The organism is Thioclava sp. DLFJ4-1, assembly GCF_002020145.1.
Lineage (GTDB): Bacteria > Pseudomonadota > Alphaproteobacteria > Rhodobacterales > Rhodobacteraceae > Thioclava > Thioclava sediminum.
On sequence record NZ_MPZT01000001.1, the window covers coordinates 499,885 to 514,536 of the forward strand.

Here is a 14,652-nt window from a genome sequence, read left to right on the forward strand (position 1 = left end):
GTTATCCCCTCTTGCGACGAATCTTTTTCTGACCGTATGGTCAGGTTGAGTGGGCCACGGTCTGACCATTCGGTCAACAAAAATCAGGACGTATTTTGAATGAAAGATAATGAGAGTGGCAAGCGCACAAAAAATGGGCAAGCCAGCCGGGGAAGCCGTGCCGAGGCGCGGCGCGCCACCGAGGAATCGATCCTGAAAGCCGCCGAGAGGGTCTTCGCCGAGGCCGGATTCGGCGGGGCCACGATGCAGCTGATCGCGGATGTGGCCGGGCTCCCGAAAGCCAATCTCCATTACTATTTCGAGACGAAAGAGTCGCTCTATCGCCGGGTCGTGGAGCGTATCTTCAACATCTGGCTGGAAGCGGCGGATGTGTTCGACGAGGCCAGCGGACCGGCCGAGGGCATAGGTGCCTATATCGACGCCAAAATGGAGATTTCGCGCAATCACCCGAACGGCTCGAAGGTCTGGGCGTCAGAGGTGATGCATGGCGCGCCGGTGATTCAGGATTACCTAGAGACGACACTGCGCGACTGGACCGAGGGCCGCGCTGTGATCATCCGGCGCTGGATCGCGGAAGGCAAAATGGCCGAGGTCGACCCGCATCACCTGCTCTACATGCTCTGGGCGACCACCCAGCACTACGCCGATTTCTCGCATCAGATCGAGACGCTGAACGGCGGGGCGCCGCTGAGTGACGCCCAGTGGGAAGAGGCGAAGACCTGCGTGAAAAGCATCGTGCTGCGCGGGATCGGAGTGACCTGATTGCTCAATTCGCCGCCGGGTCGGCGGTGATATTTGGCGCGCCGACGGGGGCGACATCCGATTTTGCATCCGCCGCCGGGGCTTGCGAAGGTTCTTCCGACGCCTCCGACTCTTCGGGAAGCGTCTCGGTCTCGACCGGGCGCATAGGTGCCCCGGCCACGCCCGCGGGCAGATGCGTCTCGGGCAGTTTCGCGCCCAGAAGCTCCTTACCGTCCGAGGTCGGCTCGACCGGATCGGCCTCCAGACCTACCGCCTCCGCGCCGGTATCCGAACACACGTAAATCGCGCCGCCCACGACCACCGCCGTGGCCGCGAGCGCAGGCGTCGAGGCCCCCGCCAGCACGCCAAGCCCCGCATCGCGCAGCTTCTTTTGCAGGTTTCCGGCCTGATCGGAAACGATCATGCCGCCGATTTTCTTGCCCAGAACCTTGCTCGCCGCATCGCCCACGGCGCTTTCGGCCTCGTCGCGTAGATCGCCAGCGGCCTTCGCGGTGCCCTTGATACGTTCGCAGATGCTCTTCGACGGTTTGCGGCAGAGCCCGTAGGCGTCGCGCTCGCCCCGGTCGTAGCCGAGATAGGTCTCGGCCTCCTTGTCCCATTGCAGACAGAACGGGGCGCGGCTTTCGTCGTCCATCTCGGGCGTCAGGGCGCGCAGGGTGACCAGCGCCGGGCAGGTCACCTCCCCTTTCTCGCCAAACAGCTTCTCGCGCAGCGAGCGGCTTTCCTTCAGCGCCGCGTTCTCCGCGTCATAGACGTAGGAATAGGTCTTGCCCCGAATGGAGGTCTCGCAGGGCACCAGCTCTGCCATGGCAGGCAGCGGGCAGATCAGGGCAAGGACAAAGGTCAGGCGCAGCATTGCGAGTCTCCGGGCATTCCTGCGCAACATAGTCCCCGCCCCCGCCGCCACAAGGTCGCGCAATTTGGCGAAACGGTGCTCGGCGGGGTTTCGCGCGGCACCGCACAGATCCTGTTTCTAGACCTGCGCCCAGCATGGGTTAACTTGGTCGCAAGAGAGATAGGGAGAAAGACATGCGCAAGATGCAGGTGCAGGGCGTCCATCACATCACGCTGACCGGGGCGGACCGGCAGAGCTCGATCGATTTCTGGGAAGGGCTGCTCGGGATGCCGTTCATCTTCGACCAACCCAATCTGGACAATGCCGATGAGGGGCATCTCTATTTCGACCCGGGCGACGGGCGGCTGATCACCGTTTTCACGAATGAGAGCCGCAAGCCCGTCCATGACCGCACGCCCACGGATCCGGGCTGCGTGCATCACCTCGCCTTCAACGTCTCGATGGCGACGCATCGGCAGGTCGTGGCGCGGCTCGATGCGCGCGGGATCGCGCATTCCGGCGTGAAGGATCGCGGTTTCATGGATTCGATCTATTTCAAGGATCCACTGGGGCTGCTGATCGAACTGGCGACCTACAAGTTCGAGCCGCCGCGCGGATCGTCCCATGCCGAGGTGATGATCGAAGCGCATCGCATCCGGGTCGCGCGCGGCGACAAGGCGATCGGTGAGGAGCATCTGGCCGATGCGATCGAGATGATCGTGGAGCGCTCGCAGCAATCGCTGTCCGAGGATCGCGGGGCGAAGAACCCGTATTGAGGAGGAGCGGCAAGTGCGGCGCCCGACCTCGGGTGGGCGCGTCGCGTCACCTGTGGCCAGGCACTTAATCTCGCAAGCCCGCAAGACAGATATGCCCGCGACGACATCGCCAATTCGCCCTCCCGGGGGGAGGTCGGGCGCGGCCCGGGGCTGGTCGCCCCGCGCCCTCAAGCACCACTCAGCAAAAAACGGCCGCGCAATCCCTGCGCGACCGTCTTGTCATCTCAGCCCGAGGCCCGTTCACTCGACCTCTTCGAGCACCTCTTTGAGCGTACCGACCAGCTCGTCGATCTGCTCTTTCGAGATGATCAGCGGCGGGCTCATCGCGATGATGTCGCCGGTGGTCCGGATCAGGATGCCTTTGTCGTAGGCCTTCAGGAAGGCCGAGAAGGCCCGCTTCGTGGGTTCGCCCGCGATCGGCTCCAGCTCGACCGCACCGATCAGACCCTCGTTGCGGATGTCGATCACGTTGCGCACGCCCTTGAGCGAATGCAGTGCCTCTTCCCAATAGGGGGCAAGCTCGGCGGCCCGCTCGAACAGGCCCTCTTCGCGATAGGTCTCGATCGTCGCGATCCCGGCGGCGGCGGCGATCGGGTTGCCCGAATAGGTGTAGCCGTGGAACAGCTCGATCATGTGCTCGGGGCCGTTCATGAAGGCGTCGTGAACCTCAGCCGTCGCCAGCACTGCGCCCATCGGGATCACCCCGTTGGTGAGGCCCTTCGCGGTGGTCATCATATCCGGCACGACACCGTATTTCTCGGCGGCGAAGGCCGCGCCCGTGCGCCCGAAACCGGTGATCACCTCGTCGAAGATCAGCAGGATGCCGTGCTTCTTGGTGATGTCGCGCAGCTTCTGCAGGTAGCCTTTCGGCGGCAACAGCACGCCGGTCGACCCCGCGACCGGCTCCACGATGACGGCGGCGATGGTCTCGGCGCCATGCAGCGCGATGATGCGCTCGAGGTCGTCGGCCAGATGCGCGCCATGCTCGGGGCAGCCTTTCGACCAGCGGTTCTCCTCGGGCAGATGGGTGTGCGGCAGGTGATCGACGCCCGGCACGAGCGGACCGAAGGTCTTGCGGTTGGTGACGATACCGCCCACCGAAATACCGCCGAAGTTCACGCCATGATAGCCGCGCTCGCGACCGATCAAACGGGTGCGAGCGCCGTCGCCGCGCGCACGGTGATAGCCGATGGCGAGCTTCAGCGCGGTCTCGACCGATTCCGAGCCGGAATTGGTGTAGAAGACATGTGCCATCTCGTCGGGCGCGATGTCGAGGATACGGTTGGCCAGCTCGAACGCGATCGGGTGGCCCATCTGGAAGGCGGGCGCGTAATCAAGCTCGGCGGCCTGTTTCTGGATCGCCTCGGTGATCTTCGGGCGGCAATGGCCCGCGTTGCAGCACCACAGACCGGCCGTGCCGTCGAGCACCTGACGCCCATCCGAGGTGGTGTAATGCATATCCTTCGCGCCCACGAACATGCGCGGGTTCTTCTTGAACTGGCGGTTCGCCGTGAAAGGCATCCAGAAAGCGTTGAGATCGTTGGGGGACTTGCGGTCGAGCGCCATGGAAAAACTCCGGTCGGGCGGCCGGGTCGAGACGCGGCCGGATTGTCTAGTTTGACCGAACGGTCAGACTCACGCTAGCACAGCTTAGGAACCAGTCAAGCGGCCTTCAATGCGCTCTAAAAGCGCACTCTGCTGCCCCGTAGCGATTGATCCCGCAGCAACGCTTCGGTTAACATAAAACACGAACTGGGAGACGAATATTTGGCAGACGACCTCGACCCGCGCGACTTCACCAGCGACGACGACGGCAAGCGCCCGCTGACCCGGATACAAAAGGTCAATCGCGGCAAGATTCTCGAGGCGGCGCTGGACGTGTTCTCCGCGCATGGGTTCCGCGGCGCGACGCTCGACCAGATCGCGGCGGAAGCTGGGTTGAGCAAGCCGAACGTTCTCTATTACTTCCCCTCGAAAGAGGCGATCCACGCGGCGCTGCTGGAAGGCCTTCTCGATATCTGGCTCGCGCCGCTGCGCGCGATTGACCCTGCGGGCGAGCCGCGCGAGGAAATCATGCGCTACATGCGCCGCAAGCTCGAGATGAGCCGCGAGATGCCGCGCGAAAGCCGCCTGTTTGCCAACGAGGTCTTGCAGGGCGCGCCCCGGATGGGCGCGGGATTGTCCACTGATCTCAAGACCTTGGTGGACGAGAAGGCCAAGGTGATCGAGGGCTGGATCGCCGAGGGGCGTCTTGCGCCGGTCGATCCGCATCATCTGATCTTCTCGATCTGGGCGCTCACGCAGCATTACGCCGATTTCGATACGCAGGTGCGTGCGGTGCTCGGCCCGGGCAAGGACCCGATCGAAGGGGCCGCGCCGTTCCTCGATATGCTATTCGCGCGGCTGCTCGCCCCGTAAGCGGTTAAGCCTTCCGTAACTATCCCCGAAGTTTCTGCCTGATCTTAACGGTCCGGTAACGCCCCCGGCGCAGTCTGAGGATGCGTGGGGGCGCAGGAATATGGAGCTCGGGATGGACCGGATTTCGGGGTTGATGCCTCAGGTCGGGTGGTCGCCTCTGTTGACGGTGGCGGCCCCGAAGACAGCGCCTGCCAGCACGGTGGAGGCGGCGGCCAATGCGGCCAATACCAACGGCGGCCTTGGCGCGAATGTAGACACCCAAACGTCGCAGAATCGCGCGCAGCAAGTGCGCGCCTTGGAAGCGCGCGCGGCACGCGGCGCCAGCGCGCTGAAGGAGGAAGGGCAGGATCGCGGCACGGAGGATGCAAGCCAATCGGCCCGTACTCTTGGCAGCCGCGATGGGGGTGCACGCCCCGACCCCGACGCCTTGACCGGCCCGATACCGACATTCGAGGTCACGCCGCTCGAGGCACAGGCCGCTGCGCTCTGGGCTGCGCCGGACCTTGTGGACACCTCGGACGCCCCCGCCCCGGAGCCCGTGCAGCCCACCGACACGGTCCAGACTGCCGACACATCGACGGAGGAGCCTGCGGAGGTCAAAGCGCCCGACACCGCCAAGGAGGCGCGTGCCGAGCCTGCGCCGCAGACGGAAGACAAAAACGACGCGCCCTCCGATCATCGGAGCGGCGCGTCGCAGGAGGGATGGTCTCAGGTTGCCCCGCAGGTCGCGCCGAACCTCGACGTGACCCGCTAGGCCCCTGCCCTTACTCGGCTGCTGTTGCAGCCGAGGGGTTGTTGGGATGGCTCGTCCAGTTGGCGTAGTCGCCGACCGTCTCGCCGGTGCGCGGATCCACCTCGCCCTTGTCCATCTTGCGCATCGTGATGCACTCGACCGGGCAGACTTCGACGCAGAGGTTACAGGCCACGCATTCCTCGTCCTTGACCGAGTAGACGCGGTCTTCGGTCACCGCGATCGCCTGGTGCGAGGTATCTTCGCAGGCGGCGTAGCAGCGACCGCATTTGATGCAATCGTCCTGATTGATCTCGGCCTTGGTGACGTAGTTGAGGTTGAGATACTGCCAATCGGTCACGTTCGGCACCGCGCGGCCCACCAGTTCGGAGGTCGAGGTGAAGCCCTTGCGATCCATGTAATCGCTGAGGCCCGAGATCATTTCCTGCACGACCTTGAAGCCATAGGTCATCGCCGCCGTGCAGACCTGCACATTGCCAGCCCCGAGCGCCATGAACTCTGCCGCATCGCGCCAGGTGGTCACGCCACCGATACCCGAGATCGGCAGACCGGCCGTTTCGGGATCGCGCGCGATCTCGGCCACCATGTTCAGCGCGATCGGCTTCACCGCCGGACCGCAATAGCCGCCATGGGTGCCCTTCCCGTCGATCGTCGGCTCCGGCGCGAAATCGTCCAGATCGACCGAGGTAATCGAGTTGATCGTGTTGATCAGCGAGACCGCATCGGCCCCGCCACGCTTGGCGGCCTCCGCCGGGCGGCGGATGTCGGTGATGTTGGGCGTGAGTTTCACGATCACCGGCAGGCTGCAATATTGCTTACACCAGCGGGTGACCATCTCGATATATTCAGGCACCTGCCCCACCGCAGAGCCCATGCCGCGCTCGGCCATGCCGTGCGGGCAGCCGAAGTTCAGCTCGATCCCGTCGGCGCCGGTTTCCTCGACCAGCGGCAGGATCGCTTTCCAGCTTTCCTCGTCACAGGGCACCATCAGCGAGACGATGATCGCACGGTCCGGATAGTCCTGCTTGACCGCCTTGATCTCGCGCAGGTTGGTCTGCAGCGGACGGTCGGTGATCAGCTCGATATTGTTGAGACCGAGCAGACGGCGATCCGCGCCATAGATCGCGCCATACCGCGGGCCATTGACGTTGACGACGGGCGGACCTTCCGAGCCCAGCGTCTTCCACACGACGCCACCCCAACCGGCTTCAAACGCGCGGCGGACATTGTATTCCTTGTCCGTCGGCGGCGCGGAGGCGAGCCAGAACGGGTTGGGGGATTTGATACCGATGAATTCAGAAGTCAGATCGGCCATCTCTTAGCCCTCCATCAGGAATTGGTGGATTTCTTCAGCCGCATCGCGCCCCTGCGCGACCGCCGTCACGGTCAGGTCTTCGCCGGCATGGGTGCAATCGCCCCCCGCCCAGACCCGTTCGACCGAGGTGCGGCCTGCGCCGTCCACCTTGATCTTGCCGCCTGCGACTTCGACCTTCGGCGGCATGTCGCCCAGCGTCTGACCGATGGCCTTGAAGACCTGATCCGCGGATAGTTTGAAGGTCGCGTCGGTCATCTCCAGACCGTCGGGGCCTTTCTTCGTGTAGGCGAACTCGACCTGACGCACCGCGCCGTTGCCGTGGATGGCAATGGGGGCGGCGTTCTCGATGATGTTCACACCATGGGTCAATGCGTGCTCCTGCTCGACCGTGCTGGCGGGCATCTCGGCGCGCGAACGACGGTAGACGAGCGTCACGTTGAGCGCGCCCAGCAGCTTGGACTGCACTGCGGCATCGACCGCCGTCATGCCGCCGCCGATCACGACCACGTCGCGCCCGATCGGCAGTTCGGCCAGATCGGAGGCCTGACGCAGTTCCGCGATGAACTCGGTCGCGGGGCGGATGCCGTCCTTGTCCTCACCCTCGAGGCGCAGCGCGTTCACGCCCGACAGCCCCATCCCGAGGAAGACCGCATCGTAATCGCCCAGCAGCTCGGCCAGATCGCCATCCCCGACGCGGCCAAGTTGCCAATTCTCGACGATAGTGATGCCACCGATCTGCATCAGCCAGTCGACTTCCGCCTGCGCGAATCCGCCCGGCGTCTTGTAGCTGGCGATCCCGTATTCGTTGAGCCCGCCCGGCTTCGAGCGCGCATCATAAACGGTGACCTCGTGACCCTTCATCGCGAGACGGTGCGCACAGGCGAGACCCGCAGGCCCGGCACCCACGACCGCCACCGATTTTCCGCTGCGCTCGGCGCGGGTGTAGGGGTGGCTTTGCTTGGCCATCAGCGTATCTGTCGCGAAACGCTGCAGCGCGCCAATCTCGACCGGCTCGCCTTCCGAATCCATGCGGACACAGGAGCCTTCACAGAGGTTCTCGGTCGGACAGACACGGGCGCACATGCCGCCCATGATGTTTTGATCGAAGATCGTCTTCGCCGCGGCTTCCGGCGTTCCGGTCGAGATTTGCCGGATGAACAGCGGAATGTCGATCGCGGTCGGGCACGCTTCCATGCACGGCGCATCATAGCAGAAATAGCAGCGATCGGCCGCGATGCGGGCCTCTTGCGTCCCCAGCGGCGGCGCGTGATCGGCGAAATTGGTGCAGTAGCTTTCCGGGTCGAGCCGTGCTGGCACGATCCCTTCGGTGAGCTGGCTATTGGACACTTGCGGGCTCCCTGTCGGTTTTTCTTGTTCCCTACGCTCGCACAGGATTGAATTTTATCAAGTGGTAAAATATGCCGCAGCGCGGCGGGTCGCCAATTCCCGCCCGATTGCCCGGTAGTTCAGCGCCCTCTACCCCACCCGTGCTCAATTATCGGGCAATCACGAGATCGCGAAACCCTGACGCCAGGACGGCCGATGCGCCTTTTCACCGCGCGTTACCTCGCGTATAACCGCCTCCAGCACCAAAGAGCCCCGCAGAATGGGCTCCATTTCAAAGCACCCTTCGAGGACCGCATGACCAAAAATACCCGTGACAACGACGTGGCCTTCATTCAGGCCCTTGCCGAACTGCTCAATTCGAACGAGCTGACGGAAATCGCCGTGACGCGCGATTACGCGCAAGATGACAGCCTGAAAGTGCGGGTGTCGAAACAGACCAACATCGTGCAGGCTGCAGCGCCCGCGCCCGCAGCGGCCCCCGCTCCGGCGCCCGCAGCGGCCCCGGCGGCGCAATCCGCAGCCGCCGAGCAAGCCGCACCCGTCGAAGACCCCGCCGATCATCCCGGCGCCGTGGCGTCGCCGATGGTGGGCACCGCTTATCTCTCGCCCGAGCCGGGCGCATCGGCCTTCGTGAAGGTCGGCGATCAGGTCAAGGAAGGCCAGACGCTGATGATCGTCGAAGCGATGAAAACCATGAACCACATCCCCGCCCCGAAATCGGGCACCGTGAAGCGCATCCTCGTCGATGACGGTCAGCCGGTCGAATACGGTTCGACCCTGATGATCGTCGAATAAGGGGGCCGGTATGTTCGACAAGATCCTGATCGCCAACCGGGGCGAGATCGCGCTGCGCGTGATCCGTGCCTGCCGCGAGATGGGGATCGCCTCGGTCGCGGTCCATTCGACGGCGGATTCGGACGCGATGCATGTGCGCATGGCCGATGAATCGGTCTGCATCGGCCCGAATTCCTCGACGCAATCCTATCTCTCGGTGCCCGCCATCGTCGCGGCCTGCGAGATCACGGGCGCGCAGGCGATTCACCCGGGCTACGGGTTCCTGTCCGAGAATGCCGCCTTCGTGCAGGTGCTCGAGGATCACGGCATCACCTTCATTGGCCCGTCGGCCGCCCATATCCGCATCATGGGCGACAAGATCACCGCGAAGGAAACCGCGAAGAACCTTGGCATTCCGGTCGTTCCGGGCTCTGCCGGTGGCGTGCCCGATACCGAGGCCGCAAAGCAGATCGCCGGTGATATGGGCTACCCCGTCATCATCAAGGCCACCGCCGGCGGCGGCGGCCGCGGGATGAAGGTCGCGAAATCCGAAGAAGAGCTCGAGGTCGCGTTCCGCACCGCGCGCTCCGAGGCGAAAGCCGCCTTCGGCAATGACGAAGTCTATATCGAGAAATACCTGCAGAAGCCGCGCCATATCGAGGTGCAGGTCTTCGGCGACGGCAAGGGCCGCGGCGTCCATCTGGGCGAGCGCGACTGCTCGCTCCAGCGGCGCCACCAGAAGGTGCTCGAAGAGGCCCCCGGCCCCTCGATCACGCCCGAAGAGCGCGCGCGCATCGGCGGCATCTGCGCCGACGCGATCGGTGAGATGGGCTATTCCGGTGCGGGCACGATCGAGTTCCTCTACGAGGATGGCGAGTTCTATTTCATCGAGATGAACACCCGTCTTCAGGTCGAACACCCGGTGACCGAGGCGATCTTCGGCGTCGATCTGGTGCGCCAGCAGATCAAGGTCGCAGCCGGCGAGCCGATGGAATTCGATCAGGACACGCTCTCGATCCGCGGTCACGCGATCGAAGTGCGGATCAATGCCGAGAAGCTGCCGAATTTCGCGCCCTGCCCCGGCAAGATCACCCATTACCACGCGCCCGGCGGGCTTGGCGTGCGGATGGATAGCGCGCTCTATGACGGCTATTCGATCCCGCCCTATTACGACAGCCTGATCGGCAAGCTGATCGTGCATGGTCGCGACCGCCACGAGGCGTTGCAGCGTCTGCATCGCGCGCTTGGCGAGCTGATCGTGGACGGGGTGGACACCACCGTGCCGCTGTTCAACGCGCTCCTGCAAGAGCCCGACATCCAGAGCGGCAACTACTCGATCCACTGGCTCGAACGGTGGCTCGAAAAGAACCTCTGATCGGTTCGAGATCTACGAAAATGCCCCCGGTTTCGGGGGCGTTTTTCATTTCGGGGTCAGCAGGCAGGTGCCGCGCTTTTTCTCTTTGTCTTTAGGGCGATAGTAGTCGCCAATATGGCTGCGTTGCCCCTGCCCGATCTGGTCCCAGTCCAGCCAGTGGCAGTCGTAATCGAGCACGTCGGCCATCGCACTCATCGCCGGGAAAGACGGGATTCCGATCAACGCCTTTTCCTGGCCCTCGATCTGCGGAATCGAGTTCAGTTCGTTGTCGGTGCGCTCGCGCATCAACAGGATCACCGGGCCGGGGCGCTGCGCGAATTCGCTGTCCACGATCACCAGTTCCGGCCCCAGTTGGCGCACCAGCTGGAACAGCCGGAAATGATCCATGACGTGGTAGAGGATACCGAGAACGCCCACGACGTCGAAGCGCTCGCCCGCGTCGATCAGCTTCTGCATCCCGTCGAAGATGTCGTCGCAGATCAGCTTCACCTTCTCGCGCAGATGCGCGCGGGGGAATTGGTCGAAGCGGTCGATCAGCTCCTGCCGCCCTTCGATTCCCACCACTTCCGAGGCGCCTGCGGCCGCGAAAGCATAGGCCCAGCGGCCATCATGCGCCGCCAGATCGAGCACGCGCTTGCCCGCGATCTCTCGCTCCAGCGGCTTGATGATCATCTTGTGGCGCAGGTTCATCCGCTCCACCGTGCCGGGATCTTCGGCGTATCGGTCGATCTCGGGGAGGAAATCGTAGAAACCCATATTTGCGCTCGGCCCCGCTCTGGTTCATCTTGTTGGCGAGCCTAGGCGTAACGGGAAAACCGGGCAAGATAATGACGGACAGGTTGAGCGCGGAACTACTTTTGGCGGGCTATGCGCAGGGCATCTTTCCGATGGCCGAAAGCCGCGACAATCCGCAATTGCATTGGTTCGACCCGGCGCTGCGCGGGATCGTGCCCTTGGACAAATTCCACATTTCGCGCTCTCTCGCGAAGGTGATCCGGCGCGGCGATTACAGTATTACAACAAACGCGGCATTTCGGGGTGTGGTCGAAGGCTGCGCAGATCGTGACGAGACGTGGATAAACGGCCCGCTCTTCACGCTCTACGACCAACTCCACGCCGCGGGCTTTGCGCATAGCCTTGAGGTCTGGCAGGACGGTGAGCTCGCGGGCGGCATTTTCGGGATCACATTGGGCGGCGCGTTCTTCGGGGAGAGCATGTTCTCGCGCCGTCCCAATGCCTCGAAAGTGGCGCTGACCTATCTGGTGGACCGGCTGCGCCAGACGGGGTTCACCTTGCTCGACACGCAATACATCACGCCGCATCTGGCCTCGATGGGCGCGATCGAAGTGACCCGGATCGAATATCGCGCGCGTCTGGCTCAGGCGCTGACGCGGGAATGCGATTTCACGAAAGGCGCGATCCCCGCGCCTCAGTCGCTTTTACAGCGGATGACCCAGACGTCGTAACGCGGGTGATCGAGCGCCGACAACGCGGGGCTGGAAGCGATCATCCAACCTGAGAAATCAGGCTGCGGCTTGTCCTCTTCGGTCACCGTCACATAGGCATAGGCATCCGAGGACGGATCGTCGGCCGGGTAACGGCATTCGCGCAGCGTCACCTTGATGAACCCGTATTTGACGCTCTGCCCGACATTCAAATTGATGTCCGAGGCGATGCCCGACACCTTGTCGAGCCCGCGGAGCATCGCGCCCGTACCGTCGGCCAGCCCTTTCGCAGGCTCATCCTGCGGGATCTGGTCGTCCGGCGTCGTTTGCGTGAAGTCCTGCGCCGCAGCGAGCCCGGGAACGAGCGCCGCGATCAAAACCAAAGCGCGGATCATTGCGCCCCCTCCCCTGCGCCGTCGCCACTGCCGCCACCTGCAAATTTCAGCATCAGGTTCAGCATCGAGACCGCGCTTTGCGTGTCGAGAATTTCATCGCCGGGCTTGAGGTCGTCGATCGCCCCGCCCGGGATCAAGTCGATATAATTCGAGCCCAGAAGCCCGTCTTGCGTCACCGCGATAACCGTATCCTCGGGCAGCGCGACGCCGTTTTTCACCGAAATCGTGGTATCGGCGAAGAAAGTCTTCGGGTTGAGCGCGACGTTCGTTACCGTCCCGACCTTCACGCCCGCAAGCCGCACGTCCGTGCCGGGCACGACGCCCCCAATCGATCGGAAGGAGGCATGCAGCGGGTAAGAGCCGCCATCGGCGCCGATGCCCATGCCGCGCCCTGCCCAGACCAGAAAGCCCAGGGCCACGACCAGCACGATCGCGCCGGTGATGATCTCGGTGCGGTTTTCGCTCATAGCGGGTTGGCCTTACTCGGGCTGCCAAGCCTCGTAATCGCGGCGCTCGACCGGATGCGCGAGGCGAATCGACCCCGGCGGCACATAGGCCGCTTCGGTGCCGGTGTGGTTTGCCTCATGCGGCTTTTCCCAAGGCTTGTGGGCCAGCGGCTTGTCGGTCGGCGGCTCGTCATAGGTGAAGTGCATCCAGCCATGCCAATCCGGCGGGATACGGCTCGCTTCGCTTTCACCGTTATAGATCACCCAGCGGCGCTTGGCGTCCTTGGTGCGGTAATAGATATTGCCTTGCTCGTCCTCGCCAACTTTCACGCCCTTACGCGCGGTGAAAAGCTGCGTGCCGACGGTCGAGCCGTTCCACCAGGTGAGAATTCGAAGCAGAAACTTCATGGGGCAACCTCCGCAATGCGTCCCGCCTGTTATATCCGCTGGGGCGTCGAGGTCCAGTGCCCGTGCGGGGATCAGGGCGTCTGCGAGGCGGAATTTGGTACCTCCAGCACAGCACGGTGCAAAAATCGCATCGTCGAGCGGCCGTCCGCAATGAGCCATACGCTCCCACACGCCTGTCTATGGGAGGTCTAGCGAAGCCTCTTCGAAGCAACACGGCCTACGTGAAACACACGGCAAAAACAAAAGGGCGAGCCGAAGCTCGCCCCTTGTCTAATTCGTGGCAGGACCGCGATCAGCTCGCCGATTTGCCTTCTTTCTTGGCTTCGGCATAGATCAGCAGCGGCTTGGCGTCGCTCTGGGTCACGGCCTCTTCGTTGACCACGACCTCTTCGACCTCTTCCATGCCCGGCAGTTCGAACATCGTGTCGAGCAGGATGTCTTCCATGATCGAACGCAGGCCACGTGCACCGGTCTTCCGCTCGATCGCCTTCTTGGCGATCGCGGTCAGCGCATCGTCGGTGAAGGTCAGCGACACGCCCTCGATCTCGAAGAGACGCTGATACTGTTTCACCAGCGCGTTCTTCGGCTCGGTCAGGATGGTCACCAGCGCCTCGGCATCGAGATCGGTGAGCGTCGCGATGACGGGCAGACGACCGACGAATTCCGGGATCAGGCCGAATTTCAGCAGATCTTCGGGCTCGAGCTCCTTGAACAGCTCGCCAATATTGCGCTCTTCGCTATCCTTAACATCCGCACCGAAGCCCATCGCCGAGCCCTTGCCGCGCTGCGCGATGATCCGGTCGAGGCCCGCAAAGGCGCCGCCACAGATGAACAGGATATTCGTCGTGTCGACCTGCAGGAATTCCTGCTGCGGATGCTTGCGCCCGCCCTGCGGCGGCACGGAGGCAACGGTGCCCTCCATGATCTTCAGAAGCGCCTGCTGCACACCCTCGCCCGACACGTCGCGCGTGATCGACGGGTTGTCCGACTTGCGGGTGATCTTGTCGACCTCGTCGATATAGACGATGCCGCGCTGCGCCCGCTCGACGTTGTATTCCGAGGCCTGAAGCAGCTTGAGAATGATGTTCTCCACATCCTCACCCACGTAACCGGCTTCGGTCAGCGTGGTCGCATCCGCCATCGTGAAGGGCACATCGAGGATGCGCGCAAGCGTCTGGGCCAGAAGTGTCTTGCCGCAGCCCGTCGGGCCGATCAGCAGGATGTTCGACTTCGCCAGTTCGATGTCGGTCTTCGTGCCGTGATTGAGGCGCTTGTAGTGGTTGTGCACCGCAACCGAGAGCACGCGCTTGGCATGTTCCTGACCGATCACGTAGTCGTCGAGCACCTGGCAGATATCGCGCGGGGTCGGCACGCCATCGGTGGATTTCAGCCCGGCCGATTTCGTCTCCTCGCGGATGATGTCCATGCACAGCTCGACGCATTCGTCACAAATGAACACGGTCGGGCCCGCGATCAGCTTGCGGACCTCATGCTGGCTTTTGCCGCAGAACGAGCAGTAGAGCGTGTTCTTGCTGTCGGAGCCGTTCGAGTTCGCCATCTCTTACCTCTGCTGCCCGGGCTGCCCCCGGGCTTCGTGAATTGGCC

General features: G+C 63.5%; 16 protein-coding genes. 7 read left to right on the top strand and 9 right to left on the bottom strand.

Annotation, left to right across the window (positions count from 1 at the left end):
- Positions 1-99: 99 nt before the first annotated feature.
- Positions 100-762: a TetR/AcrR family transcriptional regulator gene (locus BMI85_RS02385; RefSeq protein WP_078599379.1), complete on the top strand. Its 663-nt coding sequence runs from the start codon at positions 100-102 to the stop codon at positions 760-762.
- 4 nt (positions 763-766) lie between these two features.
- Here BMI85_RS02385 and BMI85_RS02390 read toward each other — a convergent pair whose 3' ends face one another.
- On the bottom strand, positions 767-1,618 hold the full coding sequence (locus BMI85_RS02390) for a hypothetical protein (RefSeq protein ID WP_078599380.1): 852 nt from the start codon (positions 1,616-1,618) through the stop codon (positions 767-769).
- 173 nt (positions 1,619-1,791) lie between these two features.
- Between BMI85_RS02390 and BMI85_RS02395 the strand changes: the two genes are divergently transcribed.
- Positions 1,792-2,373: a VOC family protein gene (locus BMI85_RS02395; protein WP_078519532.1), complete on the top strand. Its 582-nt coding sequence runs from the start codon at positions 1,792-1,794 to the stop codon at positions 2,371-2,373.
- A gap of 240 nt (positions 2,374-2,613) precedes the next feature.
- Here BMI85_RS02395 and BMI85_RS02400 read toward each other — a convergent pair whose 3' ends face one another.
- Positions 2,614-3,939 (bottom strand): aspartate aminotransferase family protein, encoded by a 1,326-nt coding sequence (locus BMI85_RS02400; protein ID WP_078599381.1) that lies wholly within the window; start codon positions 3,937-3,939, stop codon positions 2,614-2,616.
- Positions 3,940-4,140: 201 nt separating this feature from the next.
- Here BMI85_RS02400 and BMI85_RS02405 point away from each other — a divergent pair, with 201 nt between their 5' ends.
- On the top strand, positions 4,141-4,791 hold the full coding sequence (locus BMI85_RS02405; RefSeq protein ID WP_176535974.1) for a TetR family transcriptional regulator C-terminal domain-containing protein: 651 nt from the start codon (positions 4,141-4,143) through the stop codon (positions 4,789-4,791).
- Between the two features lie 112 nt (positions 4,792-4,903).
- Positions 4,904-5,545, top strand: a complete 642-nt coding sequence (locus tag BMI85_RS02410; RefSeq protein ID WP_078599382.1) for a hypothetical protein — start codon at positions 4,904-4,906, stop codon at positions 5,543-5,545.
- Positions 5,546-5,555: 10 nt separating this feature from the next.
- On the opposite strand, the gene preA is transcribed toward BMI85_RS02410, so the two are convergent.
- Both preA and BMI85_RS02420 read right to left on the bottom strand, forming a co-directional pair.
- Positions 5,556-6,857, bottom strand: coding sequence for an NAD-dependent dihydropyrimidine dehydrogenase subunit PreA (gene preA / locus BMI85_RS02415; protein WP_078519535.1), 1,302 nt, complete (start codon positions 6,855-6,857; stop codon positions 5,556-5,558).
- 3 nt (positions 6,858-6,860) lie between these two features.
- Positions 6,861-8,204 (bottom strand): NAD(P)-dependent oxidoreductase, encoded by a 1,344-nt coding sequence (locus BMI85_RS02420; RefSeq protein WP_078599383.1) that lies wholly within the window; start codon positions 8,202-8,204, stop codon positions 6,861-6,863.
- Between the two features lie 294 nt (positions 8,205-8,498).
- Here BMI85_RS02420 and accB point away from each other — a divergent pair, with 294 nt between their 5' ends.
- Together accB and accC are read left to right on the top strand one after the other, a co-directional pair.
- Positions 8,499-8,999 carry an acetyl-CoA carboxylase biotin carboxyl carrier protein gene (gene accB / locus BMI85_RS02425; protein ID WP_078599876.1) on the top strand — a complete coding sequence of 167 codons (501 nt, stop codon included), beginning with the start codon at positions 8,499-8,501 and terminating at the stop codon, positions 8,997-8,999.
- Positions 9,000-9,009: 10 nt separating this feature from the next.
- Positions 9,010-10,353 carry an acetyl-CoA carboxylase biotin carboxylase subunit gene (accC, locus tag BMI85_RS02430; protein WP_078546441.1) on the top strand — a complete coding sequence of 448 codons (1,344 nt, stop codon included), beginning with the start codon at positions 9,010-9,012 and terminating at the stop codon, positions 10,351-10,353.
- Positions 10,354-10,398: 45 nt separating this feature from the next.
- On the opposite strand, the gene BMI85_RS02435 is transcribed toward accC, so the two are convergent.
- Positions 10,399-11,109 (bottom strand): class I SAM-dependent methyltransferase, encoded by a 711-nt coding sequence (locus tag BMI85_RS02435; protein ID WP_078599384.1) that lies wholly within the window; start codon positions 11,107-11,109, stop codon positions 10,399-10,401.
- A 71-nt stretch (positions 11,110-11,180) separates the two neighbouring features.
- On the opposite strand from BMI85_RS02435, the gene aat reads away from it, so the two are divergent.
- On the top strand, positions 11,181-11,819 hold the full coding sequence (gene aat, locus BMI85_RS02440) for a leucyl/phenylalanyl-tRNA--protein transferase (RefSeq protein ID WP_078599385.1): 639 nt from the start codon (positions 11,181-11,183) through the stop codon (positions 11,817-11,819).
- Here aat and BMI85_RS02445 read toward each other — a convergent pair.
- From BMI85_RS02445 to clpX, 4 genes are all read right to left on the bottom strand, one after another.
- A complete protein-coding gene (locus BMI85_RS02445; protein WP_078519540.1) occupies positions 11,783-12,193 on the bottom strand; it encodes a DUF2155 domain-containing protein in 411 nt (136 codons plus the stop codon). The genes aat and BMI85_RS02445 overlap by 37 nt on opposite strands.
- Complete coding sequence (gene mlaD, locus BMI85_RS02450) at positions 12,190-12,660, bottom strand: outer membrane lipid asymmetry maintenance protein MlaD (protein WP_078519541.1); 471 nt, start codon at positions 12,658-12,660, stop codon at positions 12,190-12,192. Before mlaD ends, BMI85_RS02445 begins: the two co-directional genes overlap by 4 nt.
- Positions 12,661-12,672: 12 nt before the next feature.
- Complete coding sequence (locus tag BMI85_RS02455; protein WP_078519542.1) at positions 12,673-13,047, bottom strand: NADH:ubiquinone oxidoreductase subunit NDUFA12; 375 nt, start codon at positions 13,045-13,047, stop codon at positions 12,673-12,675.
- Positions 13,048-13,339: 292 nt separating this feature from the next.
- A complete protein-coding gene (gene clpX / locus BMI85_RS02460; protein ID WP_078519544.1) occupies positions 13,340-14,605 on the bottom strand; it encodes an ATP-dependent Clp protease ATP-binding subunit ClpX in 1,266 nt (421 codons plus the stop codon).
- Positions 14,606-14,652: the final 47 nt, after the last annotated feature.